Here is a 25307-nt window from a genome sequence, read left to right as displayed (position 1 = left end):
ATCCCGTTAGAATGGGGAGCATGACCTACGAGATTCCGGTGACGCAAGCCCGGGCGGAGCTGGCGGATCTGATCAACCGCGTTGTCTACGGCTCCGAGCGGGTGGTCGTCACGCGCCACGGCAAGCCGTTGGTGGCCCTGGTGTCCGCTGCTGACCTGCGACGGCTCGAAGAGCTGGACCGGGCGGAGGCGGCCGCCGAGGAGGAGGTCATCAGTACGGTCTCCTCGGTACGGCAGCTGCCGCAGTCCGCTGCGGGCGAACGCCGCCGGTTCGGTATCGCCGCCGAGCACCGCGGCCCGGCCGCCGGGGATCGGCGACCGGGCCACGAGAGCTGATGAGCTGATGCGGGCTCAGCCCGCAGGCTGAACTCTCGGATGAGGGGGCGTCAGGAGCTGCCCCCTGGAGAGCTGAGTTTCACGAGCTGAGTTTTACTCAGCTGAGTCTTACGAGCTGAGCTCCCAGACCGCGTGGGCGATGGCGTCCGTGTTCGTGTCCAGCGCCTTCTCGTCGATGTTCTTGGTCGTGTCGCAGGACTGGTGGTAGCAGGCGTCGAACGGCTTGCCCGCCGTGCCGCCCCAGTTCTTCGCCTGTTCCGCGGTCTTCTTGTAGTCGGCGCCGGAGAAGAGGCCGCCGACGGGGATGCCCGCGTCCTTGAACGAGGCGTGGTCGGAGCGGCCGTCGCCCTCGGTCTCGATCTCGGTGGCGATGTCCTTCGTGGCGTACCAGTCCTTGAAGACCTTCTCCAGGCGCGGGTCGTCGTCGTAGACGAAGTAGCCCGGGTTGGGCGAGCCGATCATGTCGAAGTTGAGGTACGAGTCGAACTTCGCGCGGTCCGCGTCGGCGAGGCTCGACACGTAGTGCTGCGAGCCGACCATGCCGTACTCCTCGGCGCCCCACCAGCCGAACCGCAGGTGCTTGGCGGGCTTGAGGTCCGCCTTGGCGACCGCGAGGGCGACTTCGAGGATGCCGGCCGAGCCGGAGCCGTTGTCGTTGATGCCCGGCCCCTCGTCGACCGAGTCCAGGTGGGCGCCGGCCATGACCGTCTTGCTCTCGTCGCCGCCGGGCCAGTCGGCGACGAGGTTGTAGCCCTTGCTGCCGTTGTGGTCGAACTCCTGGACCTGGGTGGTGAACCCGGCCTTGTCCAGCTTGTCCTTGAGGTAGTCGATGGACGCCTTGTAACCGGGCTGTCCGTGGGCGCGGTTGCCGCCGTTGGCGTCGGCGATGGACTGCAGCTGGTCCAGGTCCGCCGTGACGGCGGAGACCGGGATGTCCGGCGCGGCGAGCGGGGCGGGGTCGGCCTGGGCGCCGGCCGCCGTGAAGAGCGTGGCGGCGATGGCGGTGCAGGCGCCGGCGGCCAGGGCCGCCCGGCGTATGCGTGCGGAACGGGTCACGATGTGGCTCCGATGCTGTGTGGGGGGTTGGTGCGGAGCTTGTTGTTGTGTCGTGCGAGCGCTTCCGCGACGCGTGGGGCGTGCGGGCGCGCGCAGATGAGCATCGTGACTTGTCTGTGGCCAGTCAAGGGCGGATAGCGAACACGTTGCTCCGGGGAGCGGGACGCCGGTGCGCTTTGTCTCTTTCGAGCGAAGTGCGGGATGGGCGGAAATCGCGACCAAAGGGCCCGCTCCCCAGATTTAACAAGGGATTCACCGGGTTAACGCGGCCGACATCGAGCGGAGCTAGCCTGCGAAGTCCTCGCCATTTCATGGAACTTACCTGGAGATCAGTTTGCTTTTCCTTTGTTGAATGTGTGATACATCTACTTAGCGGGTGTGTCCACGCCCGTGACCTGGGCCGATGCGGTCCGGGCGCATGATTGTGAGGTGGAATATGCAACTGACCCCGCATGAACAAGAACGGCTGATGATTCATGTCGCGGCGGACGTTGCCGAAAAGCGCCGGGCCCGCGGCGTACGGCTCAACCACCCCGAAGCCATTGCCCTCTTGACCGTGCACATCCTGGAAGGCGCGCGCGACGGCCGTACGGTCGCCGAGCTCATGTCCTCCGGGCGCCAGGTCCTCACCCGCGACGACGTGATGGAAGGCATCCCCGAGATGATCCACGACGTCCAGGTCGAGGCCACCTTCCCGGACGGCACCAAGCTCGTCACCGTTCACGACCCCATCAGCTGACCCAGGGAGAGCCGCAGATGATCCCGGGACAGATCCTGCACGCCGATGAGCCGGTACGCCTCAACGAGGGGCTTCCCGTCACGCGCATGACCGTCCTCAACGTCGCCGACCGCCCCGTGCAGGTCGGCTCCCACTACCACTTCGCCGAGGCCAACCCCGGTCTCGACTTCGACCGTGCGGCCGCGCACGGCAAGCGCCTGAACGTCGCCGCCGGATCGGCCGTGCGCTTCGAGCCCGGTATCCCCACCGAGGTCGAACTCGTGCCCCTCGGGGGCAAGCGGATCGTCGCGGGCCTGCGTGGCGAGACCGGAGGCACCCTCGATGGCTGAACTTTCCCGTGCCGCGTACGCCGACCTCTTCGGCCCGACGGCGGGCGACCTGGTGCGCCTCGCCGACACCGACCTGCTGATCGAGATCACCGAGGACTGGGCGGGCGGCCCCGGGCGCAGCGGCGACGAGGCCGTCTTCGGCGGCGGCAAGGTCATCCGCGAGTCGATGGGCCAGTCCCGGCTCTCCCGCGCCGACGGCGCCCCGGACACCGTGATCACCGGCGTGATCGTGATCGACCACTGGGGCATCGTCAAGGCCGACGTCGGCATCCGCGACGGCCGCATCGTGGCGCTCGGCAAGGCCGGCAACCCGGACACCATGGACGGCGTCCACCCGGACCTGGTCATCGGCCCGGAGACCGAGATCATCGCCGGACAGGGCAAGATCCTCACCGCCGGTGCCATCGACACCCACGTGCACTTCATCTGCCCCGAGCAGGCGACCGAGGCGCTGGCCTCCGGTGTGACGACGATGATCGGCGGCGGTACCGGCCCGGCCGAGGGCAGCAAGGCCACCACCATCACCCCCGGCGCCTGGCACGTCGCCCGCCTCTTCGAGGCGATGGACGCCTTCCCCGTCAACGTCGGCCTGCTCGGCAAGGGCAACACCACCTCCCTCGCCTCCATGCGCGACCAGCTGCGCGCCGGCATCCTCGGCTTCAAGATCCACGAGGACTGGGGCGCCACCCCGGCCGTCATCGACGCCTGCCTGAACGTCTGCGAGGAGAGCGGCGCCCAGCTCGCGATCCACACCGACACCCTGAACGAGGCCGGCTTCCTCGGTGACACCCTCGCCGCGATCGCCGGCCGCGGGATCCACGCCTTCCACGTCGAGGGCGCGGGCGGCGGCCACGCCCCCGACATGATCGCCATGGTGTCGGAGCCCAACGTGCTGCCCGCGTCGACCAACCCGACCCGGCCGCACACCGTCAACACCGTCGAGGAACACCTCGACATGCTGATGGTCTGCCACCACCTCAACCCCGCGGTCCCCGAGGACCTGGCCTTCGCCGAGTCCCGCATCCGCCCCTCGACCATCGCCGCCGAGGACTTCCTGCACGACATGGGCGCCATCTCGATGATGTCCTCCGACGCGCAGGCCATGGGCCGCATCGGCGAGGTCGTCATGCGCACCTGGCAGACCGCGCACGTCATGAAGAAGCGCCGCGGCGCGCTGGAAGGGGACTTCGCGGCCGACAACAACCGCGTACGCCGGTACGTCGCGAAGTACACCATCAACCCGGCGATCGCCCAGGGCATCGACCACGTCGTCGGCTCCGTCGAGACCGGCAAGCTCGCCGACCTCGTGCTGTGGGACCCGGCGTTCTTCGGCGTCAAGCCGCGGCTGGTCATCAAGGGCGGCCAGATCGCGTACGCGCAGGTGGGCGACGCCAACGCATCCATCCCCACCCCGCAGCCGGTCCTGCCGCGCCCGATGTTCGGCGCGATCGGCAAGGCCCCCGGGTCCAACTCGCTCAACTTCGTCTCCGAGCAGGCCGTCGCGGACGGGCTGGGCGAGCGGCTGGGCGTCGCCAAGGAGCTGACGGCCATCCGCTCCACCCGCCGGGTCACCAAGGCGTCCATGCGCAACAACGACGCGCTGCCGAAGGTCGTCGTCGACCCCGACACCTTCACGGTGACCATCGACGACGCGGTGGTCGAGCCGGCGCCCGCGGCCGAACTGCCCATGGCCCAGCGGTACTTCCTGTTCTGATGACCACCGCTGACGCACCACTGCCGAAGGGCGGGCACCGATGAGCCGCGCCGCGCTGCTGGTCCTGGCCGACGGCCGCTTCCCCGCCGGCGGGCACGCCCACTCCGGCGGCGCCGAACCGGCCGTCGCCGCCGGCCGCGTCCGGGACGGCGGCTCGCTGGAGGAGTTCTGCCGCGGCCGGCTGCACACGGCCGGGCTGGTCGCGGCGGGCCTCGCCGCCGCGGCCGCCGCGGGCGTCGACCCGCTGGCCCTGGACGAGGCGGCGGACGCCCGTACACCCGTACCGGCCCTGCGGACCACCGCACGCAAGCTCGGCCGCCAGATGATGCGCGCGGCCCGCGCGACCTGGCCCTCGGCCGAGCTGGACGCGCTCGCCGCGGCCCGGCCGCGCGGCGCCCACCAGCCCGTCGTCCTCGGCCTCGCCGCGCGCTCGGCGGGCCTGGACCCGGAGGACGCCGCGTACGCCGTCGGGTACGAGACCGTCAGCGGCCCGGCCACCGCTGCCGTACGGCTGCTGAGCCTGGACCCCTTCGACGCGACCGCGGTCCTCGCGCGCCTCGCCCCCGACCTGGACGCGGTCGTGGCCGAGGCCGTCGCGGCCGCGGCGCGCGTACCGCAGGACGGGACCGGCGCGCTGCCCGCCCGCTCCGCACCGCTGCTGGACATCACCGCCGAGCAGCACGCGGCCTGGCCGGTACGGCTGTTCGCGTCCTGACCCACCCGCTCTTCCGCACCCCCACGGAGTCCGTATGCACCTCGACCACGATCTCGACGAGCAGTTCCCGCACCGCCACACCTACAGTGCGGCCGAGCCGAAGCGCGCCGACGGCACCCGCCGCGCGCTGCGCATCGGGCTCGGCGGCCCGGTCGGCTCCGGCAAGACCGCGACCGTCGCGGCCCTGTGCCGCCGGCTGCGCGACGAACTGTCCATCGCCGTGGTGACCAACGACATCTACACCCGCGAGGACGCCGAATTCCTGCTCCGCGAGGCGGTACTGCCGCCCGAGCGGATCACCGCCGTCGAGACCGGCGCCTGCCCGCACACCGCCATCCGCGACGACATCTCCGCCAACCTGGAGGCCGTCGAGGACCTGGAAGACACGTTTTCCACCGCGGAGGGCGGCCCGCTCGACCTCGTACTCGTCGAGTCCGGCGGCGACAACCTCACCGCCACCTTCTCCAAGGGCCTGGTCGACTTCCAGATCTTCGTGATCGACGTGGCCGGCGGCGACGACATCCCGCGCAAGGGCGGCCCCGGCGTCACCACCGCCGACCTGCTCGTCGTCAACAAGACCGACCTCGCCCCGTACGTCGGCTCCGACCTGGAGTCCATGGCCCGCGACGCCAAGGCGCAGCGCGGTGACCTGCCCGTCGCCTTCACCTCCATAAAGGGCGAGAACGGCGTCGCGCCGGTCGCGGACTGGGTCCGCGAGCGCCTCGCCGAGTGGACCGCGGGCCCGGCATGACGCTCGCGCCGCCCCCGCCCGCGCCCACGGCGCCCGCTGCCGTACTTCCGGACGCCCCCGGGGCACCCGCCGCCCGCCAACTGCGCGCCACCGCCCGCATCGCCGCGGCCGCCGACCCGTACGGCGTCTCCCGGCTGCCCGTACTGGACGGCGACGGGCCGCTCGCGCTGCGCCGGCTGCGCTCGCACGACGCTGCCGCCCGGGTCTGCGTGGTCGGCGCGATGAGCGCCCCGGTGGGCGGCGACCGGCTGCGCATCGAGGCACGCGCGGGGGAGGGCAGCGACCTGCGGATCACCGCGGCCGCCGCGACCCTCGCGCTGCCCGGCCACCACCCGGGGACCGCCCGCTACGACGTGGCGCTGGACGTGGCCGACGGGGCCCGCCTGGACTGGCTGCCCGAGCCGCTGATCTCCGCGGCCGGCAGCGACCTGATCCAGACCACCACCGTCGACCTCGCGCCCACCGCCCGGCTGGTGCTCCGCGAGGAGCAGGTGCTCGGCCGGACCGGCGAGGCCACCGGCCGGCTCGCCGCCCGGCTGACGGTCCGGCGCGCGGGCCGCGTCCTGCTGGACCAGGAGACGGCGTACGGGCCGGGCGTGCCCGGCTGGGACTCCTCCGCGGTGCTCGCCGGACACCGCGCCGTCGGCCAACTGCTCGTCGTCGACCCGGCGTTCGCGGAGCGGCCCGTGCCGGTACGGACCCTGGAGGCGGCCGACGGCCCCGGCCAGGCCGTGCTCACGCCGCTCGCCGGGCCCGCGGCGCTCGTCACCGCCGTCGCACCCGACGCACTGGCCGTCCGGCGGCTCCTCGACGCGGCGGCGATTCCTACGGGTTGGTAAAGAAACACCCGTCCGGTCTTTCCGTCGGACGGGTGTACGAGACAGGATCCCTGTGCAGCTCTGTGATCATCGCCGCCACAAGTGGCGCACCATGCAGGGGGAACACCTACGTGAGACGAACAGCAGCGCTCGGCGCCGCCGGGACCGTGGTGGCCGGCGCACTCATAGCCGGCGCCATCGCCGCCACGCCCGCCAGCGCGGGCGTGAACCACCAGCGGGGCGCAGCCGAGGACCGCGGCGTGCGGACCGCCGCGGCGCGCGCCGCGAAGGCGGGCATCGACTGGCAGACCTGTCCCAAGGACTGGGGCCTGGACGCCCCGATCCAGTGCGGGTTCGTGACCGTGCCGGTCGACTACGCCGAGCCGGACGGCAAGAAGATCAAGATCGCCGTGGACCGGGCCAAGAGCACCGGCACCAAGGACGAGCGCCAGGGCTCGCTGATCTACAACCCCGGCGGCCCCGGCGGCTCGGGCCTCCGCTTCCCCGCCCGGGTGACCAGCAAGAACCCCCTGTGGGCCAAGACCTCCAAGGCGTACGACTTCGTGGGCTTCGACCCCCGGGGCGTCGGCCACTCCGCCGCGATCTCCTGCATGGACCCGCAGGAGTTCGTCAAGGCGCCCAAGGCCGACCCGGTGCCCGACGACGAGGCCGACAAGCTCGCCCAGCGCAAGCTCGCCAAGGAGTACGCGGACGGCTGCAAGGAGCGCAGCGGCTCCCTGCTCGCGCACATGACGACGCCCAACACCGCCCGTGACCTGGACGTCGTCCGCGCGGCCCTGGGCGACAAGAAGCTCAACTACCTCGGCGTCTCCTACGGCACCTACCTCGGCGCCGTCTACGCCACGCTCTTCCCCGACCACGTGCGCCGGATGCTCGTCGACTCCGTCGTGAACCCCTCGCGCGAGAAGATCTGGTACGAGGCCAACCTCGACCAGGACATCGCTTTCGAGGGCCGCTGGGGCGACTGGAAGAAGTGGGTCGCGAAGAACGACGCGACGTACCACATCGGTGACACCCCCGAGAAGGTCCAGGCGCAGTGGGAGAAGCTGCGCGCGGCCGCGAAGAAGTCCCCGCTCGGCGGCCAGGTCGGCCCGGCCGAGCTCACCGGCTTCTTCCAGAACGCGCCGTACTACGACTCGATGTGGGCCCCGGTCGCCAAGGCGTGGAGCGCGTACGTCGCCGGTGACGAGAAGCCGCTCATCGAGAACGCCGCGCCCGACATGAGCGACAAGGCCGGCAACATCTCCTCGGAGAACGGCAACGCGGTCTACACGGCGGTGGAGTGCAACGACGCCAAGTGGCCCACCAGCTGGCAGCGCTGGAACCGTGACAACACCCGCATCCACGAGAAGGCCCCGTTCATGACGTGGGCCAACGCCTGGATGAACCTGCCCTGTGCCACGTGGCCGGAGAAGCAGCAGACCCCGGTGGACGTCAAGACCGGCAAGGGCCTGCCCAGCGTGCTGATCGTGCAGAGCGAGCGGGATGCCGCGACCCCGTACGAGGGCGCCGTCGAGCTGCACCGCCGGCTGTCCGGCTCGCGCCTGATCACCGAGAAGGACGCGGGCTCGCACGGTGTCACCGGCCTGACCAACCCGTGCGTCAACGACCGCGTCGACGCCTACTTCGTCGACGGCAAGACGGACGCCAAGGACGTGACGTGCGCGCCGCACGCCACGCCGAAGCCGTGACGCCGTAGCGGGTCACGACAGCGCGGACAAGGCGGGGCGCCCGGGGTTTCCCGGGCGCCCCGCTCGCTTACGCAGGGGCTCGCCTCAGTGCTGCTTGCCGGCCTGCTGCGCGGCGGCCTTGGCGTCGGTCGCGTACATGTCGACGTACTCCTGCCCCGACAGCTTCATGATCTCGTACATGATCTCGTCCGTGACGGCCCGCAGCGCGGCGTGCTCGGAGGTCATGTTCGCGTACCGGGAGAAGTCCATCGGCTCCCCGAAGCGGATCGTGACCCGCGTCGCGCGCGGCAGCCGCCGCCCGGCCGGCTGGGCCTCGAACGTGCCGATCACCGCACACGGAATCACCGGCGCCCCGGCCTCCAGCGCCATCGCGGCGACGCCCGTACGGCCCTTGTAGAGCCGCCCGTCGTGCGAGCGGGTGCCCTCCGGATAGATCCCCAGCAGCCGGCCCCGGCGGAGCACGTTCACCCCCGACCTGATCGCGCTCCGCGACGCCTTCCCGCCGGACCGGTCCACCGGGATCTGCCCGATCCCGCGGAAGAACGCCGCGGTCAGCCGGCCCTTGAGGCCGGGCCCCGTGAAGTACTCGGCCTTGGCCAGAAAGGTGACTCTGCGCGGCACCATCGCGGGCATGACGAAGTGGTCGGCGATGGAGAGGTGGTTGCCGGCGATGATCGCCGCACCCTCCTCGGGGATGTGCTCCAGCCCCTCCACCCGCGGCCGGAAGACCGCTCGCAACAGCGGTCCCAGGACGACGTACTTGAGCACCTGGTAGAACACGCGGTTCTCCTCATTCTGCTGGACCGGCTCGACGACGGTGTCTTGGCAGGTCTACTGCGCGAACCTCCTGCGCGACAGCCGTAGTGTGACGTAGGTACGCCTGGCACCTCGGCGATTCAGGCCATACCGACGACAGTCGGTGACACGCCGGTGACGCCGAGGACGGCGTGGCGACAAAGCGACACAGCGGCACGACGACATGACGGCATACAGATACGGAGACGGTATGAGCAGTGAAGCAGCACGGGAAGTCCGGACCGACATGGTGCGGTTGCCTGCTGCGGCCGGGTGGCTGCGGATGCTCGGCGTAGAGGGTGCCCTGGACTCCGCCGACCACCCGCTCCTCGCGGCGATCCGCGACACCACCGGGCAGCCGGAGGCGGTCGCGGTCGACCTGTCGGCGGTACGGGAGATGTCCGTCGCCGCGGCGCGCGGCCTGGCCGCGTGCGCGGCGGAACTGGACCGCCGCGGCCTCCGGCTGCTGCTGGCCGCCCCGTCCGAGGAGGTCACCCGGGTCCTGGACGCCGCCAACGCGACCGCCGCCGCCGGCAACGGAGCGGGCAACGGGACCGCCGGCGGCCGCCTCACCGTGCTGCCGACCGCGCAAGACCTCATCACCGCCTGCGTCCCGGCCCCGCCGGAGACCGTACGGGCGACCACCGCCCCCGCCGCCTCCCCCACGACGCCCGACGAGAAGCCCGAGCAGGAGCAGGCGCTGGAGCTGGAGCAGGAGATCGAGCGCCTGCACGCCAAGGTCCGGGACCTCAGGGGGAAGGTCCGTACGCACCCCATGATCGCGCAGGCGCAAGGGGTACTGCAGGAGCGCTACGGGCTGCGCGACGGACAGGCCGCGTTCGCCCTGCTGCGCAACGCCTCGCAGCAGCACAACGTCAAGCTCCGGTCCCTGGCCTCCGCGGTACTCAACGCACCCCGGCCCAAGAGCGGCACCGCCCGCTGGTTCCCCGACCGCATCCGGACCCGCCCGCCGAAGCTCCCCGCACTGCCGCAGGTGAACGGGGACGACACCAACCGCAGCGCGGTGATCTCCGCCGTCCTGCACCAGTCCATGACGCTCTCGGACACCTCGATGGGCAACGTACAGCTCGCCGACCGCCAGGCCGGCGGTCTGCGCATCGAGGATCACCACGGCCTGAACGAGGAGTTCGTCGAGTACTTCGACGTCGTGGGCAAGGAAGGCACGTCCTGCGCGCTGGCCGCGCGCAACGTCACGCGGGTCACCGTGACCGACGTCGCCACCGACCCGGTCTTCACCGAAGAGGCCCGCCGCAAGATCCTCCAGGCCGGCAGCCGCGCCGCGCACAGCACGCCGCTGACCACCGCGAACGGCGTCTGCCTCGGCATGGTCTCCACCCACCACGACCGCCCCCAGCAACTCCTCGCCCCGGCCCAGGCCCACGCCCTGGACCGGATCGGCGACCAGGCCGGCCGCTGGCTCGCCTGGCACCACCGCACCATCGTCCTCGACGCCCTGGAACACCTCCACCGCACGGCGACCGCGGTGTGAAGAGGGCCTGCCGAGCGGGGGGAGCGGCGCCGCGGCGGCTTCGGCCGGGGGAGGACGTTCTACCGTCGGAAGACGTGTTCGCCCGCCGCGACCGTGGTCTTGAGCCGTCCGGGAGCAGTACGTCGGCCTCGACGCCGGGCGGGATGACGGCGCGGACCTCGATGGTGCGCCGCGTTCGCGCGCGGGCATGCGGAACGCCCCGCCGCAAGGGGGAGATGGCGGGGCGTCCGGCCGGTCGGAGTCGACCGTTGAAGCGTTGAACCGGTCAGGCGTGACGGGACCCGATGGGTCAGCTGTTCACGCAGGTGTTGCCGAAGGCGGGGTTGAGCAGCCCGATGATGTTGATGGTGTTGCCGCAGGCGTTGACCGGGATGTGGATGGGGATCTGGACGTTGTTACCGGAGATGACGCCGGGCGAGTTCAAGGCGGCGCCCTGCGCGCCGGAGTCGGCTGCTGCGACGCCCGCTCCTCCGAGGACAGCGGCGGCGGCGAGGGCCGTGGCGGCGACTGCGCGGCGGATGCTCATGATTGTCTCCTGATGTGAGGGAATGCCCGCACGGATCATCTCCGGTCCGATGTGCGGAAAACGCCCTTAACCCGAACGGGGTACCAAACTCGCTGATACGTGTGCAGTACCGCCCATCCGGTTGACCATGCGGGACCCCGCACGCCCGAAAACGGGGCCCCTGCACGGGAGTTCAGTGGAAGCCTCCGAAGCCGCCCGGACTTGCCGCCGCCCTCGATCCTGTACCCCCGCGCCGCTCCCCTTGAGGGCAGGCCCGGCAGGCCGACCGGCGAGGTGGGCTAGCGAGGTGACGGGCGCCGGAACGGGCCCTCGGTGGGTGGGCCGTCGATGACCGAGCGGACGAGGTCGTTCAGGCGGGTGTTGTGACTGCGCGCGTACGAGCGGAGCAGTTCGAACGCCTTGTGAGTGGTCCACTCGAAGCGTTCCGCGAGCATTCCCTTCGCCTGCTCGATGGCGATCCGCGAGGTCAGGGCCGCTTGCAGCTGGTCGACGTACCGGAGTTGCCGCTCATGAGCCACGCCGATGACCGCCGCGTCGCTCAGGGCCTGTGCTGCCCGGACGGATTCGCCGGGTAACGCGTGGTGGCGGCAGTGCTGGTGGTGGAGGTGGAGTGCGGCGATCGCCCGGTCCTCGTGGCACAGGGGGATGACGGTGATGCCGGTGAATCCCTCGGACAGCGACCGGGGGACGTAACGCGGCCATCGGGAACGGAAGCTCGGGAGGCCGAGGGGGAGATCGGCGAGCCGGCGTCCGGTGCGGAGGGCTTCGAGCCCCGGGCCTTCGTCGAATTCCAGCTGCGCCTGCGCGAGTTGACCGGACGCGTCGTCCGATGCGGCCACCACCTTCGCGGTGTTCGTGCGCCGCTCGTCCACGGAGATGACCGCCGTCGCCTCGACACCCGGCAGTTTCCGGCTGTGATCGGTCAGCCGCCGCAGTACGCCACCGTTGTCCAGGTCACGCGGGGCGGCGTCGGCGAGGTCGAGGAGAAGTGGCGTCAACTGCTGGGGGATCGGTGGCTGGTGGATCGATTCGTCGCACATGCGTAGTCGTCTCCTGTGGACCGAACGCCCGATGATCCTGGCTCGAATCTGACGTTGGCATGCTGCTCGGTCATATCTCAAGTGCACCCGCATCCTGGCAACGGTCGCTCAGCGGAGCAAGCGGGATACGCACCGTCAATGCCGTGGCCTTGGCGGATGCCATGCTTCCGGTTCGATGCGCGAGGAGTGCGGCGCGGACCCTGAACAGGCGAGGGTGCAGGCGTGACAGCAACCATTGATAGGTGATGCCTTATCAGTCCGTACGGTATTCCTATCAATCAACGCGATATTTGTCTCAGTGTCCGGCCGGGATTTCTCTCCGTGCCCGGTCGGGGCGGGGGCGATCGCCGCGGTTACTCGGCCGTGCCGTCCGGACGGGGCGCGTCGCTCCGAGGCGGGGCGGCCAGCGGTTCGGCGGCCTCCAGGAGCAGTTCGATCGTCTTCGTGAGGCCGGCGAGGCGGTGGCGCATCTGGCCGCTGTGGTCACCGGGCGCGAACGCCTCGGCCTCGGCCGCGTTGCTCGCCAAGTGCCGGCGGGCGAAGTCGAGCACCGTACGGAGCTGGGCCTGGTCCTCCAGGACGGCGTGAGCCACGGGTCCGGCCACTGTGCCCACCTCCTCTCACCGGGTGCTGCCTGAACGGACCGTACCGCACGGACCGCGTCAACTCCCCACCGGAGAAAGGCGGCAGAGGAGAGGCGCAGGGAACAAGGCGCGACGAACACGGTGCAAGGAGGGCGGAGCAAGCAGAAACTCGGGGAAATCACCTTGTTTCCGCGCGCACGGCCCGTACGATCCGCAGCAACATGGAAGTGGCACGGAGAGCGCCGGAGGTGCTGCATGCCGTACGCCGACGGACTGGCGATCACCACGCTCGCCTCCTGCGAGGACGGGGCCGTGCTGCGCGTCAGCGGCGAACTGGACCACGGCAGCGAAAGCGTCTTCCGGGTCACGGTGGGTGCCTGCGTCGGCGCCGGTTACCGCTATCTGACCCTCGACTGCTCAGCGCTCACCTTCTGCGACTCCCGCGGCCTGAACTGCCTGCTGGGCGTGCACTGGCTCCTGCGGCGCCGCCAGGGCCGCCTCCTGCTGGCGTGCGTGGGCCGCCGCGTACGGCAGCTCCTGGACCAGACCGGAAGCGGCGAGCTGCTCCCGGTGTTCACCACCGTCACCCAGGCCCTCGCCACCCTCCCAGAGGGGCACCGCCCCGTCTGGCCGCCCGACACGGCCCGCCGCCGGCCCGCGGCCCAGGGCCCGGCCTGACGATCTTCCCCGCCCGCCTCCTGGCGATCTTCCCCGCCTGTCTCCTGCGTGCCATCCTGACCTGGCACTCTTCGTCAGCAGCGCACTCAGTCAGGACACTCGGGAGAACATTCCGTTGAGCACCGGCGCGTCGCACCACGACAGCTTCTACGAGCCCATGGACGAGCACCGTTACAAGCCCACCCCGCATGTGGGCGGTGCCTGGGACGCCAACGAGCAGCACTTCAGCCCGCTCGGCGGTCTCATCGTGCACGCCATGGAGCGCCACCTGGCCGCGCGTCCGGACAGCGGTCTCGTCCTCGGGCGGATCAGCTTCGACATCCTCGGGCGGCTCGCGCTCGACGAGTGCGAGATCCGCGTGGAGACGCTGCGGCCGGGCCGTACGATCGAGCTGCTCGAGGCCGTCGTGCGGATCGCCGACCGCCCCGTGGTCCGGGCGCGCGCCTGGCTGCTCGCCGCCGTGGACACCGCGGCCGTGGCCGGCGGCGCCGGCGACCGGCTCGCGCCGCCCGAGTCGCTGCCCACCTGGCCGCTGGCCTCCGTATGGCCCGGCGGGTACATCGCCTCCCTGGACGTCCGGCCGGTCGCACCACCGCAGCCGGGCCGTACGACGGCCTGGGTGTCGACGCCTCTCGACCTCGTCGCCGGACAGCCCAGCAGCCCGCTGGCCTCCTACCTCGCGCTGGTCGACACCGCCAACGGCATCGCCGTGCGCGAATCGCCCACCGCCTGGATGTTCCCCAACGTCGACCTCACCGTGCACCTCCACCGGCAGCCCGAAGGCCGCTGGACCGGACTGGACACCACGGTCACCTTCGGCGGTACCGGCCAGGGCATCACCAGCACGGTCCTGCACGACATCAACGGCCCCGTCGGCCACGCACAGCAGATCCTCACCGTCCGCCCCCAGCCGACCACTGACCCTGTGTAGGACCGGGGCCGGCCGGGCGGCGCGCCTTTGGCCGACCAAGCGGAGACGAACGCCACGCCTCCGTGGTGACCTGCCTCATTTATCCGGAGAGTGCCGCTGGGTTACGTTCTGTGCGGCCTGCCCCCTCACCGACTCGGAGGGCTCCTCGGTGCCCACGGACCTCTCCTCGCTGATATCGGCGACGACCCAGTGGCTGACCTGCGCGTATCCGTCGAGCGGCGGCGCCATGAGCGCCGCGCTCACCGAAGCGCAGGCCCGGCAGGCCGTGACCGTCGCGGCGTGGCTGCGCTACCCGACGCCGATGGACGCCGCGCTGGTCGCGGTCACCGGCCCGGGCGGATCGGGGCGGCTCGACTGGCTCACCGGCGCGGACGTCCCCGGGCCGGACGACGAGGCGGAGAGCGCGTGGCGGTCGTGGGTGGACGAGGTCGTCGCAAGCTGGGCCGCGGCCCTGCTCAGCACCCCGGCCCTGGCCGAAACCGCGGTGACCGCCCTCGCCGGCACCTGGCACGCGTCCGGGACCCCGGTCGAATTCCGCCGCCTGGTCGCGCCCGGCACCGACGACCGGCGAGCCGCCGCCCTCCTGCGCCACCCCGACCTGCTGGCGCCCCTGGCGGAGCTCCACCACCCCGAACTCCTCACCCGCCTGGACACCGACCGGGTACTCGACGCCTGAGCACGGCGGCCGGGCACGTCACTCGACGGTGACGTCCACCGAGTGATGGCCCGTCGCACCGTCGGGAATGGGCGGCGCAGGGTGCGCGGTCTGCGTTTTTCCGGTGCGGTCCGTGGCGCGGACCGTGAGGGTGTGGGTACCGGGGGACGCCCGCCACGGGAAGGACCACTGGCGCCAGGTGTCGCGGGTGTCCTCGGCGGCGAGGTCGGCCCGTCGCCACGGCCCGTCGTCGATCCGCACCTCGACCCGCTCGATGCCCCGGTGCTGCGCCCACGCGACGCCCGCGATCATGACCGTGCCGGCCCGCGGCCGGGCGCCGGGCCTGGGCGTGTCGATGCGCGACTGCGTCTTCACGGGCGCCTCGCGCGCCCACGCGCGCTCGACCCAGTACGCGTCGTAGGCGTCGAAGGTGGTGAGTTCGATGTCCTCGATCCACTTGCAGGCCGAGACATAGCCGTACAGGCCGGGGACGACCATCCGTACCGGGAAGCCGTGCTCGAACGGCAGCGGCCCGCCGTTCATGCCCACCGCCAGCAGCGCGTCCCGGCCGTCCATGACGTCCTCGACCGGACTGCCGATCGTCATGCCGTCCACCGACCGCGCCACCAGCTGGTCGGCCGGTCCGCCCCGGGACGGCTGCCGGACGCCGCACTCCCGCAGCAGCTCCGCCAGCGGGACGCCGATCCACCGCGCGTTGCCCACGTACGGGCCGCCGACCTCGTTGGACACGCAGGCGAGGGTGATGTCGCGTTCGATCAGGTCGCGTTGGAGGAGATCGTCGAAGGTCAGCGTCCGCGGCGCGGTGACACCCTTGCCGTGGATGCGCAGCCGCCAGGTCGTGGCGTCGACCTTGGGGACCAGGAGCGCGGTGTCGACCCGGTAGAAGTCCTTGGACGGGGTGCGGAACGGGCCGAGGCCCGCGACACGCAGCTGGGCTCCTCGCGGGACGGGCGGGGCGGGGGAGGCCGGCGGGGGCAGGACGACGCGGCCTCGGGAGGCGAGCGCGTCTCTGCCCGAGCCGTTGAGCGTACGGCCCAGCACGCCGGCGCCGGTGGAGGCCGCCGCCGCGGCCGAGGCCGCGAGGAGGAAGCCGCGGCGGTCCCAGCCCTTGCCCGCCACGGGCGTTTCCCCGGCCGTGCCCGCAGCGGGTGTTTCCCCGGCCGTCGCCTCCGGTGCCGGCCCCGGACCCGGACCCGGTGCCGGTCCCGGTGCCGGTCCCGGTGCCGTACGCACGCGCAGCCGTCCGGCGAACCAGTACAGCAGGCCGCTGCCCGCCACCGCCCCGACCAGCGACGGCAGCGCGTCCAGGGCGCCCGCGTCCGGCCGGCTCACCGCGGCCACCGCGCCGACCACGCCGAACAGCAGAATGCCCGCCGCGCCGAGCCGCCGATGGCGCAGCGCGAGGACGCCCAGGGCGAGCGCGAGCAGCGCCAGTACGGCCAGGATGCCGAGCTGGAGGACGAGCTTGTCCGCCGTCCCGAAGGCCCGGATCGCCCACTCCTTCACCGGCGCCGGGGTCAGGTCGATCGCCGTGCCGCCCACCGCCACGACCGGGCCGGCCTCCGGCCCCACCGCCGCCGACGCCAGCTCCGCGACGGCCAGCGCCGCGTACCCGGCGAGCAGCCCGCTCACCGCCCCCGGCACCAGCAGCCGGGCGCCGCGTACTCCTGGTACCTCCCGATCTCCGCTCACACCGGAATTGTCCCGCCGACCGGGCGGATTTTCCCCGCGGCGCGGGGCACTCGGGCACGGTCGATTCGGCGTGTTCCCGGGAGGCGAGGCTGTGACCGAACTGGCGGACGGCGCGGTACGGCCGGTGTACCGACCGGCCCCGTCGCTGGGCAGGCGACTGGTCCGGCTGACGAAGACCACCGATCACAAGGTGATCGGCAATCTGTACCTGGTGACGTCCTTCTGCTTCTTCCTCTTCGGCGGCGTCCTCGCGCTGCTGATGCGGGCGGAACTGGCGCGGCCGGGGCTGCAGATCATCAATGAGCAGATCTACAACCAGCTGTTCACGATCCACGGCACGGTCATGATGCTGCTCTTCGCCACCCCGCTCTTCGCGGGCTTCGCGAACGCCGTCATGCCGCTCCAGATCGGTGCGCCGGACGTCGCCTTCCCCCGCCTGAACGCGCTGTCGTACTGGATGTACCTCTTCGGCGGCCTGATGGTGGTGAGCGGATTCCTGGTGCCCGGCGGGGCCGCGGCCTTCGGCTGGTTCGCGTACGCGCCGCTGAACTCCGCCGTCCGCTCGCCGGGCACCGGCGGCGACCTGTGGACGATGGGCCTGGTCGTGGCGGGCGTGTCGACCACGCTCGGCGCGGTCAACTTCATCACCACCATCATGTGCCTGCGCGCGCCCGGCATGACCATGTTCCGGATGCCGATCTTCACCTGGAACGTGCTCTTCACCTCGATCCTCGTGCTCCCCGCCTTCCCCGTGCTGACGGCGGCGCTGCTGGCGCTGGAGGCGGACCGGAAGTTCGGCGCGCACGTCTTCGACGCGGCCAACGGCGGGGCGATCCTGTGGCAGCACCTCTTCTGGTTCTTCGGCCATCCCGAGGTGTACATCGTCGCGCTGCCGTTCTTCGGCATCGTGACGGAGATCCTGCCCGTCTTCTCCCGCAAGCCGGTCTTCGGGTACGTCGGGCTGATCGGCGCGACCGTCGCGATCACGATGCTGTCGGCCGTGGTCTGGGCACACCACATGTTCGCCACCGGCGCGGTGCTGCTGCCGTTCTTCTCCCTGATGTCGTTCCTCATCGCGGTGCCCACCGGGGTGAAGTTCTTCAACTGGATCGGGACCATGTACCGCGGGTCCCTCTCCTTCGAACCGCCGATGATGTGGGCCGTCGGCTTCCTCGTGACGTTCCTGCTCGGCGGGCTCAGCGGCGTACTGATCGCCTCGCCGCCGCTGGACTTCCACCTCACCGACTCGTACTTCATCGTGGCGCATCTGCACTATGTGCTGTTCGGGACGGTCGTGTTCGCGATGTTCGGCGGCTTCTACTTCTGGTGGCCCAAGCTGACGGGGAAGATGCTGGACGAGCGGCTCGGCAGGATCCACTTCTGGACGCTGTTCGTGGGCTTCCAGACCACCTTCCTCGTCCAGCACTGGCTCGGCGAGAACGGCATGCCGCGGCGGTACGCCGACTACCTCGCAGCCGACGGCTTCACGGTCCTGAACACCGTCTCGTCCATCGGCGCGTTCCTGCTGGGCGCCTCGACCCTGCCGTTCCTCTACAACGTGTGGAAGACCGCGAAGTACGGCACGCGCGTCGGCACCGACGACCCGTGGGGCTACGGCCGGTCCCTGGAATGGGCCACCTCCTGCCCGCCGCCGCGGCACAACTTCGTCGCCCTGCCGCGCATCCGCTCCGAGTCGCCCGCCTTTGACCTGCACCACCCGGAGAAGGAGTGGCACACGTGACCTCGCAGAAGTCGCAGGAGGAGGGGAGGGGCAGATGAAGACCGAAGCCGTTCTCTTCGCCGGTGTGGCGGCCTTCTTCGGAGTCACCGCGGGCGTCTACGGCAAGTACGGGCACGACCCCGCGGGCACCAGCGTGCTGATCGTCGCCTGCCTGATGGCCGCGCTGGTCGCCTTCTTCCTGGCCGTGCAGTACCGGCGGCGCGGACGGCGGCCGCAGGACCGTCGCGACGCCGAGGTCGCCGACACCGCCGGGCCGCTGGAATTCTTCCCGCCCGCCAGCCCCTGGCCCCTCGTCGTCGCCGCCGGCTTCACGGTCGTCGCGCTCGGGGTCGTCTTCGGGCTGTGGCTGGCGCTGCTCGGCGCCGGGGTGCTGGCCCTCGGCGTCTTCGAGATGGTGTTCCAGTACGTGGGACGCGAGGACCGGCAGGACCGCTAGGCCGTGTCCCGCCCTCCGGGCGGACGACGGGACTTTGCGGACACGACCTAGGGCCCGTCAGGGCCCTTGCCCGCGAACCAGTGGCTGAGCGCGGACCGCAGCCGTCCGGCCTCGCCGCCTCCGCCGTCCTCCGCGGACCCGTCACCGGTCCCGTCCCGCCCGGCCGCCGGCAGCGGGGGAGGCGCCGGCATGCTGCCGTGCAGCACCACGTACCGCTCCTCGTCGCTCACCGGCCGGTGCTCCTCCTCGTAACCGCCCTCGACCGTCTGGCGCATCCGCCCGGTCTCCTCGCCCTCGGCCAGCCGCTCCAGCTCGGCCTCGCGCAGCGCCAGGCACACCCGCTTGACCACCACGAACACGACGACGGGCAGCACGATCAGCGCCGTCCGCAGCACCCGGGTCAGCGCGTTGAGGTCGATGCCGAAGGTGGCGGCCGCCACGTCGTTCCCGCCGGCCAGCAGCAGTACCGCGTAAGCGCTGACGGCCGCCGCGCCGAGCCCCGTGCGCACGGGCCGGTCCCGCGGCCGGTCGCACAGGTGGTGCTCGCGCCGGTCACCGGTCACCCACGCCTCGACGAACGGATAGGCGTACAGCAGCGCGAACATCGCGAGCGGCAGCACCACCGCCGGGAGCAGCACGTTCCACATCAAGGTGTGACCGGCGACTGTCGTCTCCCACGGCGGCACGAGCCGCAGCGCACCCTCCAGGAAGCCGACGTACCAGTCCGGCTGGGCTCCGGTGGACGCCTGGTCCGGCCGGTAAGGGCCGTAGACCCAGACCGGGTTGATCTGCGCGACCCCGCCGAGGAACGCCGTCACCCCGAAGACCATCAGGGACAGGCCGCCCGAGGTGGCCATGAACTGGGGGAAGAGGGGCTTGCCGACCACATTGCGGTTGGTGCGGCCCGGGGCCGCCCACTGGGTGTGCTTGAGGTAGAAGACCAGGATCAGATGGACGGTGACCAGCGCCAGGATCAGCCCCGGCAGCAGCAGGATGTGCGCCCCGTACAGCCGCGGGATCACGTCGTGGCCGGGGAACTCCGCACCGAAGACGAACATGCTGATGTACGACCCGACGAGCGGCAGCGACAGCATGATGCCCTGCGCGATCCGCAGCCCGGTGCCCGACAGCAGGTCGTCGGGGAGCGAGTAGCCGGCGAAGCCCTCCGCGAGCGCCAGCAGGAAGAGCGTCACCCCGATCATCCAGTTCACCTCGCGGGGCTTGCGGAACGCGCCGGTGAAGAAGATCCGCAGCAGGTGGACGCCGATCGCGGCGAGGAAGACGAGCGCGGCCCAGTGGTGCATCTGCCGGATCAGCAGCCCGCCGCGCACGTCGAAGCTGATGCGCAGGGTGGAGTCGAACGCCTCGGACATCCGGACGCCGGAGAGCGGCGTGTACGAGCCGTGGTACACCACCTCGTGCATGCCGGGTTTGAAGAAGAGTGTGAGGTACACCCCCGTCAGCACCAGCACGATCAGGCTGTACAGGGCCAGTTCGCCCAGGAGGAACGACCAGTGGTCGGGGAACGGCTTGCGCAGCAGCCCGCCGGCCTCGGAGACCGGCAGCCGGGCGTCCAGCCCCTCCGCGGTGCGGCCGGCGGCCTGCCTCGTCTGCTGCTTCACGGCGCGTGCCTTCAGGCGGGACCGCCGGAAGAAGATCATGCCAACTCCTCCCTGTTCGCGGGTACCTGACGCGTTGCCCGCCAGGTACCCACGAGGACGTGTAGCCGCTTGTCGGCCGGCCACGCAGGACCGGCGAAAACCGCTGGCCGGAGCGGTGGCCTTGTGGCAGCGTCCGCGCTGTGACAGACACCGACCGCCGTGCCGGCCACCGCGCCGCGACAGACACCGACCGCATCCGGATCACCCCCGTCGCCGAGCGTCCGGCGCTGCTGCCCCGGCTCTACGAGTTCGCCGACACCTGGCCGGCTTTCGTGCCCCACGACCCGGTGGCGGACGCCCTGTTGGGCCGGGTGGCCGCGGAGTTCCCCGAGTACTGCGTCGTGGCGACGGACGGCGACCGCGTCGTGGCGCGCGGGCTGAGCGTGCCCTTCGACGCCGGGCACGACGGCCGCGAGGAGACCCCGGACCGGGGCTGGGACCGGGTGCTGGGCTGGTCCTTCCACGACCGGCGGGACGGGCGCGCGCCGACGACGGCCAGCGCCCTGGAGATCACGGTGGACACCGAGTACCTCGGCCGCGGACTGTCCTACCGGATGCTGGAGGCGCTGCGGAACGCCGTCGGCCGGCAGGGCCACGACGCGCTGCTGGCCCCGGTCCGCCCGACGGCCAAGCATCTCGAGCCGCGCGTCCCGATGGCCGACTACCTCCGCCGGCGGCGCGCGGACGGACTGCCCGCCGACCCGTGGCTACGGGTGCACGTCAAGGCCGGCGGCACCATCGAGAAGATCGCCCCCGCGTCGATGACGGTCAGCGGCTCCCTGGCCCAGTGGCGCCGGTGGACCGGCCTGCCCTTCGACCGCGACGGCGCCGTCGAGGTGCCCGGCGCCCTGGTCCCCGTGCACTGCGACACCGCCCATGATCACGCGGTCTACGTCGAACCCAACGTCTGGGTCCGGCACCGCGTGTCCCCGCGACCGTAGCGGGTTCGAAATCCACCGGTAACGGTGCCGGGGCGCTACACCTTCTACGCTCGTAGGGAGAAGCGGGGAGCGGGCCGGGGAGGGGGCGTCGGCGTGCAGGACGACGTGGAGCTGCGCTACCACGTGGTGCACGGCTACCGCCGCGCCTTCCGGCTCGCGGGCCGCGGACCGGCGCTGGTGTTCCTGCACGGCATCGGGGACTCCTCCGCGACCTGGGCGGGCATCCTCCCCGCGCTGGCCAGGAACCACACCGTGATCGCCCCCGACCTGCTCGGCCACGGCGCCTCCGACAAGCCGCGCGCCGACTACTCGGTCGCCGCCTACGCCAACGGCGTCCGCGACCTGCTCGGCGTCCTCGGCATCGACCGCGCGACCCTGATCGGGCACTCGCTCGGCGGCGGGGTGGCCATGCAGTTCGCGTACCAGTTCCCCGAGCGCACCGAGCGCCTGGTGCTGGTCAGCGCGGGCGGCGTGGGCCGGGAGGTCACCCCCGTCCTGCGGGCCGTGTCCCTGCCGGTGGCCGCCGCGCTGCTCGCGGCGCTCGGCCTGCCGGGGATGCGCTGCCAGACCCGGCTGGTCGTCGGGCTGCTCAAGGGCCTCGGCACGGACCTCGGGCAGGACGCGCCGGCCCTGCTCCGGCTGGTCGACTCGCTCCCGGACGCGGGGTCCCGGAGCGCCTTCGTCCGGAGCCTGCGCGCCGTGGTCGACTGGCGCGGCCAGGTCATCACGATGCTGGACCGGTGTTACCTGGCCGAGGGCATGCCGACCCTGCTGCTGTGGGGGTCCCGGGACGGCGTGATACCGGTACGGCACGCGTACCGCGCGCACGAAGCGATGCCCGGCAGCCGCCTGGAGATCTTCGAGGGCGCCGGACACTTCCCCTTCACCGCCGACCCGGACCGCTTCCTCGCCGCGGTGCGGCACTTCCTCGCCACGACCCGGCCGGCCGACTGGAGCCCGGAGCGGTGGCGCGAGCTGCTCAGAGCGGGCCGGCCCGGCAGCGCGGCCGGCCGGCCGGACGACGCCCGCAACCGCGCAGTGGAACGCGAGCTGCGGGACGAGAGCGAGCGCAGCGCCACATAAGGCGGCGTCGGCCCGGTTTCAGGGGCGGCGCCAGCTGTGGTCCGGCAGGTGGGACCCGGCCTGCGGGCCCATCCGCAGCATCCCGCCGTCGACGGCCCACGACGCCCCCGTCACATACGCCGCGTCCGGCCCGGCGAGGAAGGCGATGACGGCGGCCACCTCACGGGCGTCGCCCGGCCTGCCCAGCGGGACGCCCGGCCGGTCCTTGAGGGTCACGTCCTCGTCCTCCTGCCCGGTCATCGGCGTGGCGATCTCGCCGGGCGCGACCGCGTTCACGTTGATGCCGTGCTCGGCCAGTTCCAGCGCCATGACCTGCGTCAGCAGGCCCAGCCCGCCCTTGGCCGCGCAGTACGGCGCCGCGCCGACCCGGGGCTGGTGCTCGTGCACGCTGGTGACGTTGACGATCCGGCCGCCGTCCCCCTGGCCGATCATGCGCCGGGCGGCCAGCTGCGAGCAGAGGAACGGCCCTGCGAGGTCGACGTCGAGCACGTGCTGGAACGTCGCGTGGTCGATGTCCAGGAAGGGCGTCGCGGTGCCGGTGCCGGCGTTGTTGACCAGGACGTCGATCCGGCCCAGCTGTTCGGCGAGCCGGTCGACGGCGCCGGCGGCCGCGGGGAGGTCCGCGAGGTCCATCCGCTCGATCACTGCGTTCCGGCCCTTGCCGCGGACTTCCGCGGCCGTCGCTTCGGCGCCCTCCCGGTCGCTGTGCCAGGTGATGCCGATGTCCAGACCCTGCTCGGCGAGGCGTGCGGCGGTGGCCCGGCCGATGCCGGAGTCGGCGCCGGTGATCACGGCGGTACGCGGATCCGGTGTCGGGTTCACGGTCAACGGTCCTCCGCACGGGAGACGGGCAGCAGCTCACGGATGTCGGGCGGGAGGACGCTGCCGAGCTTCTCGCTGAGCTCGGGCGCGAGCGCCGCGTCCAGCGTCTCGAAGACCGCGCTCGCCTCCTGCAGTGCGGCGTCCTCCGAGACCCCGCCGCGCCAGGCGATCCGCGCGGCGAAGGTCGTCAGATCGAACCGCTCCGCCGTGTGGTACTCCTCCGGTCCGCCCTCGTGCGCGGCGACCACCCGGCGGAGGTGCTCGCCGATCTCCCGCGGCAGCTGGGCCGCGAGGTGCTCGGCGAGGCCGTCGGGGACGCGCTCCGCCAGCGTCTCCAGGGTGGCCCGTACCGCGCGCTCCGCCGTCCCGCGGTCGGGGAGCGCGGCCCCTGCCTGCACCAGCCGCAGGAACTCGTCGTGATGCATGATCATTCATCCTTCCGTGCCGTCGACACGCAGCCTTACCTGCTCGGCCAGCCGCTCCAGGCTCCGGTCCAGCGCGGCGTTCACGGCCTCGCCGCCCGGGTCGTGGGACGCCTCGAAGAAGGACAGGTGAATGGTCACCTCGCTCGCCCCGCTCCCGATGCCGGCCACCTGGAGCCAGCCCGCGTAGCTGCCGTTCTCCCGGGTGCCCCATTCCAGGCGCTGCTGATCCGGCTCGGCACGGAAAAGGGCGGACGCGTCCTCGCCCGTACGGTCCTCGTGCACCGTCACGGCCGGCAGCTGCTCCTCCCGTACGTGCAGCTCCGCCGGCATCCACGAATCGAGCCGCGACACATCGCTCGCCTGGTCGAAGACGTGCTCGGGCAGCGCCGGCATCGTGCGGGAACGCTCGTACTCACTCATGCCACACCTCTCCTCGGTCCGAAGCGATCCGGACCGGGCCCCGATCGGTCCGGACCGGTGTCGATCGGTCCGGAGACCGGTCCGAAAGCTTCCACGGAACGCCTGCCCCGTGACGGCACCCGGAGGCGCACAACCACCCGATTGCAGGGGGATGGGGCGATTCGTCGCCGCCCGTTTCCCGGCGGATTTTCTTTGATCGGCCTTTGCCCGTCACAATCACCGAGCGACCTTTCCCTGATTTCCCAGCGGACTCGGTCCTGCCCACGCGGCGCAGCTGTCACGGCCGCCGTGGGTCCGGGCGCCGCCACTTCGGGGTGGGCGCGGCACGTACACACGGCGGAACGATCTCCCTTTGAGGAGGCACGTAATTGGAAGGAAGGCTGGCCATGACGGCGGATGCGCGTGGCAAGGTCGAGGAGTTCATCCTGGGGGAGCGGTTCGCCTGTCTGGCGGGCCGATCGGCCTGGCGCCGGGGCGGTATCACCCACCGGCACTACGACCGGATGGGGAGTACGGAAGCCGCCCGGCTGATGGCGCTCGACCTCGCGGAATTCGTCGGTTCGGCGGACTGGAGCCCCAAGACGTTCACCAGCTTCATCGCGACCTTCGAGGAACCTCGCGGCGTCGATGAGCTGCGGTTCGAAGAGCTTCTCTGGGAGCAGCTGCAGCTGCTCCACGAGCAGGACGCGGAATCCCATCGCTGGGCCGAGGGCTATTCCTCCGATCCGCAGTCCGGACAGTTCGCGTTCAGCGTGGCCGGCCATCCCTTCTTCGTCATAGGTCTGCACGAGACGCACCGCCGCTGGGGCCGTCGGCCTCCCTTCCCGATGCTGGCCTTCAACTCCCACAAGCAGTTCGACCTGATAAAGGGCGCCGGCATGTGGGACCGGCTGGCGGACAAAATACGCAAGCAGGACATCAAGCTGCAGGGGGACATCAACCCCAACCTGTACGAGTACGAGCAGCTCTCCGAGGCCCGCCGCTACTCCGGCCGCCCCAAGCCCGCCGACTGGCAGTGCCCCTTCGCCGCCCGCGAGGCCGGCCGGGAAGCCGCCATGGACACCGAGCGGGAGCCGGCGGAGGAGCGCGAGCGCGAGCTGACCGCCTCGGGGGCATAGGAACCCGGCCGCTGAAAACCGGTACAGCCACCGGGCCGCCCTGCCCGTGGCTGTGCCGA

At 71.6% G+C, this 25307-nt stretch carries 27 protein-coding genes; 17 read left to right on the top strand and 10 right to left on the bottom strand.

The genetic code is table 11. The features are described 5' to 3' along the window. The first annotated feature begins 20 nt into the window (after window positions 1–20). A complete protein-coding gene (locus ACIGXO_RS31905; protein ID WP_399793843.1) occupies window positions 21–335 on the top strand; it encodes a type II toxin-antitoxin system Phd/YefM family antitoxin in 315 nt (104 codons plus the stop codon). A 108-nt stretch (window positions 336–443) separates the two neighbouring features. Here ACIGXO_RS31905 and ACIGXO_RS31900 read toward each other — a convergent pair whose 3' ends face one another. Beyond that, window positions 444–1391: a M28 family metallopeptidase gene (locus ACIGXO_RS31900; RefSeq protein ID WP_399793841.1), complete on the bottom strand. Its 948-nt coding sequence runs from the start codon at window positions 1389–1391 to the stop codon at window positions 444–446. 436 nt (window positions 1392–1827) lie between these two features. On the opposite strand from ACIGXO_RS31900, the gene ACIGXO_RS31895 reads away from it, so the two are divergent. The 7 genes from ACIGXO_RS31895 (at window position 1828) to ACIGXO_RS31865 (ending at window position 8169) form a co-directional block, all read left to right on the top strand. After that, window positions 1828–2130: an urease subunit gamma gene (locus ACIGXO_RS31895; protein ID WP_031057600.1), complete on the top strand. Its 303-nt coding sequence runs from the start codon at window positions 1828–1830 to the stop codon at window positions 2128–2130. 17 nt (window positions 2131–2147) lie between these two features. Further along, on the top strand, window positions 2148–2459 hold the full coding sequence (locus tag ACIGXO_RS31890; protein WP_399793838.1) for an urease subunit beta: 312 nt from the start codon (window positions 2148–2150) through the stop codon (window positions 2457–2459). Further along, window positions 2452–4173 carry an urease subunit alpha gene (locus ACIGXO_RS31885; RefSeq protein WP_399793836.1) on the top strand — a complete coding sequence of 574 codons (1722 nt, stop codon included), beginning with the start codon at window positions 2452–2454 and terminating at the stop codon, window positions 4171–4173. The genes ACIGXO_RS31890 and ACIGXO_RS31885 overlap by 8 nt, the downstream gene beginning before the upstream one ends. A gap of 40 nt (window positions 4174–4213) precedes the next feature. Beyond that, window positions 4214–4888 (top strand): urease accessory protein UreF, encoded by a 675-nt coding sequence (locus ACIGXO_RS31880; RefSeq protein ID WP_399793834.1) that lies wholly within the window; start codon window positions 4214–4216, stop codon window positions 4886–4888. Between the two features lie 34 nt (window positions 4889–4922). Then, complete coding sequence (gene ureG, locus ACIGXO_RS31875) at window positions 4923–5639, top strand: urease accessory protein UreG (protein ID WP_399793832.1); 717 nt, start codon at window positions 4923–4925, stop codon at window positions 5637–5639. Continuing rightward, complete coding sequence (locus tag ACIGXO_RS31870; RefSeq protein WP_399793830.1) at window positions 5636–6478, top strand: urease accessory protein UreD; 843 nt, start codon at window positions 5636–5638, stop codon at window positions 6476–6478. Before ureG ends, ACIGXO_RS31870 begins: the two co-directional genes overlap by 4 nt. Window positions 6479–6588: 110 nt before the next feature. Beyond that, window positions 6589–8169, top strand: coding sequence for an alpha/beta hydrolase (locus ACIGXO_RS31865; protein ID WP_399793828.1), 1581 nt, complete (start codon window positions 6589–6591; stop codon window positions 8167–8169). An 84-nt stretch (window positions 8170–8253) separates the two neighbouring features. On the opposite strand, the gene ACIGXO_RS31860 is transcribed toward ACIGXO_RS31865, so the two are convergent. Then, window positions 8254–8949, bottom strand: coding sequence for a lysophospholipid acyltransferase family protein (locus ACIGXO_RS31860; RefSeq protein ID WP_399793826.1), 696 nt, complete (start codon window positions 8947–8949; stop codon window positions 8254–8256). Window positions 8950–9175: 226 nt separating this feature from the next. On the opposite strand from ACIGXO_RS31860, the gene ACIGXO_RS31855 reads away from it, so the two are divergent. Beyond that, on the top strand, window positions 9176–10474 hold the full coding sequence (locus ACIGXO_RS31855; protein ID WP_399793823.1) for an ANTAR domain-containing protein: 1299 nt from the start codon (window positions 9176–9178) through the stop codon (window positions 10472–10474). A 289-nt stretch (window positions 10475–10763) separates the two neighbouring features. On the opposite strand, the gene ACIGXO_RS31850 is transcribed toward ACIGXO_RS31855, so the two are convergent. From ACIGXO_RS31850 to ACIGXO_RS31840, 3 genes are all read right to left on the bottom strand, one after another. Then, window positions 10764–11000 (bottom strand): chaplin, encoded by a 237-nt coding sequence (locus ACIGXO_RS31850; RefSeq protein ID WP_399793821.1) that lies wholly within the window; start codon window positions 10998–11000, stop codon window positions 10764–10766. 278 nt (window positions 11001–11278) lie between these two features. Next, window positions 11279–12040 (bottom strand): GAF and ANTAR domain-containing protein, encoded by a 762-nt coding sequence (locus ACIGXO_RS31845; protein WP_399793819.1) that lies wholly within the window; start codon window positions 12038–12040, stop codon window positions 11279–11281. Between the two features lie 353 nt (window positions 12041–12393). After that, window positions 12394–12645, bottom strand: a complete 252-nt coding sequence (locus ACIGXO_RS31840; RefSeq protein ID WP_399793817.1) for a hypothetical protein — start codon at window positions 12643–12645, stop codon at window positions 12394–12396. Window positions 12646–12879: 234 nt separating this feature from the next. Between ACIGXO_RS31840 and ACIGXO_RS31835 the strand changes: the two genes are divergently transcribed. The 3 genes from ACIGXO_RS31835 (at window position 12880) to ACIGXO_RS31825 (ending at window position 14909) form a co-directional block, all read left to right on the top strand. Next, entirely contained in the window at window positions 12880–13302 is a 423-nt protein-coding gene (locus ACIGXO_RS31835; RefSeq protein ID WP_399793815.1) for an STAS domain-containing protein, read from the top strand. A 157-nt stretch (window positions 13303–13459) separates the two neighbouring features. Then, complete coding sequence (locus tag ACIGXO_RS31830; RefSeq protein WP_399794096.1) at window positions 13460–14233, top strand: thioesterase family protein; 774 nt, start codon at window positions 13460–13462, stop codon at window positions 14231–14233. A gap of 148 nt (window positions 14234–14381) precedes the next feature. Next, window positions 14382–14909, top strand: a complete 528-nt coding sequence (locus tag ACIGXO_RS31825) for a hypothetical protein (protein ID WP_399793813.1) — start codon at window positions 14382–14384, stop codon at window positions 14907–14909. Between the two features lie 18 nt (window positions 14910–14927). Here the strand turns inward: ACIGXO_RS31825 and ACIGXO_RS31820 are convergent, their stop codons facing one another. Beyond that, window positions 14928–16601 (bottom strand): molybdopterin-dependent oxidoreductase, encoded by a 1674-nt coding sequence (locus ACIGXO_RS31820; RefSeq protein WP_399793811.1) that lies wholly within the window; start codon window positions 16599–16601, stop codon window positions 14928–14930. A 124-nt stretch (window positions 16602–16725) separates the two neighbouring features. Between ACIGXO_RS31820 and ctaD the strand changes: the two genes are divergently transcribed. Together ctaD and ACIGXO_RS31810 are read left to right on the top strand one after the other, a co-directional pair. Next, complete coding sequence (gene ctaD / locus ACIGXO_RS31815; RefSeq protein ID WP_399794094.1) at window positions 16726–18342, top strand: cytochrome c oxidase subunit I; 1617 nt, start codon at window positions 16726–16728, stop codon at window positions 18340–18342. A gap of 34 nt (window positions 18343–18376) precedes the next feature. Next, window positions 18377–18778 carry a cytochrome c oxidase subunit 4 gene (locus ACIGXO_RS31810; RefSeq protein WP_399793809.1) on the top strand — a complete coding sequence of 134 codons (402 nt, stop codon included), beginning with the start codon at window positions 18377–18379 and terminating at the stop codon, window positions 18776–18778. A gap of 47 nt (window positions 18779–18825) precedes the next feature. Here the strand turns inward: ACIGXO_RS31810 and ACIGXO_RS31805 are convergent, their stop codons facing one another. Continuing rightward, a complete protein-coding gene (locus tag ACIGXO_RS31805) occupies window positions 18826–20439 on the bottom strand; it encodes a cytochrome bc complex cytochrome b subunit (RefSeq protein WP_399793807.1) in 1614 nt (537 codons plus the stop codon). Window positions 20440–20579: 140 nt separating this feature from the next. On the opposite strand from ACIGXO_RS31805, the gene ACIGXO_RS31800 reads away from it, so the two are divergent. Together ACIGXO_RS31800 and ACIGXO_RS31795 are read left to right on the top strand one after the other, a co-directional pair. Continuing rightward, on the top strand, window positions 20580–21380 hold the full coding sequence (locus ACIGXO_RS31800; RefSeq protein ID WP_399793805.1) for an N-acetyltransferase: 801 nt from the start codon (window positions 20580–20582) through the stop codon (window positions 21378–21380). A gap of 93 nt (window positions 21381–21473) precedes the next feature. After that, on the top strand, window positions 21474–22463 hold the full coding sequence (locus ACIGXO_RS31795) for an alpha/beta fold hydrolase (protein WP_399793803.1): 990 nt from the start codon (window positions 21474–21476) through the stop codon (window positions 22461–22463). Between the two features lie 18 nt (window positions 22464–22481). Here ACIGXO_RS31795 and ACIGXO_RS31790 read toward each other — a convergent pair whose 3' ends face one another. From ACIGXO_RS31790 to ACIGXO_RS31780, 3 genes are read right to left on the bottom strand one after another with little or no spacing between them, the layout of a single operon-like run. After that, window positions 22482–23285: an SDR family oxidoreductase gene (locus tag ACIGXO_RS31790; protein ID WP_399793801.1), complete on the bottom strand. Its 804-nt coding sequence runs from the start codon at window positions 23283–23285 to the stop codon at window positions 22482–22484. A gap of 2 nt (window positions 23286–23287) precedes the next feature. Beyond that, on the bottom strand, window positions 23288–23710 hold the full coding sequence (locus ACIGXO_RS31785; protein WP_399793799.1) for a DUF2267 domain-containing protein: 423 nt from the start codon (window positions 23708–23710) through the stop codon (window positions 23288–23290). Window positions 23711–23716: 6 nt separating this feature from the next. Then, window positions 23717–24130 carry an SRPBCC family protein gene (locus ACIGXO_RS31780; RefSeq protein ID WP_399793797.1) on the bottom strand — a complete coding sequence of 138 codons (414 nt, stop codon included), beginning with the start codon at window positions 24128–24130 and terminating at the stop codon, window positions 23717–23719. Between the two features lie 386 nt (window positions 24131–24516). On the opposite strand from ACIGXO_RS31780, the gene gntA reads away from it, so the two are divergent. Next, entirely contained in the window at window positions 24517–25248 is a 732-nt protein-coding gene (gene gntA / locus ACIGXO_RS31775; RefSeq protein ID WP_399793795.1) for a guanitoxin biosynthesis heme-dependent pre-guanitoxin N-hydroxylase GntA, read from the top strand. The last annotated feature ends 59 nt before the right edge of the window (window positions 25249–25307 follow it).

The organism is Streptomyces sp. NPDC053542 (assembly GCF_044544685.1).
Lineage (GTDB): Bacteria > Actinomycetota > Actinomycetes > Streptomycetales > Streptomycetaceae > Streptomyces.
Note: the sequence above shows the minus strand (reverse complement) of the source record. Positions and strands in the feature narration are given on the sequence as shown.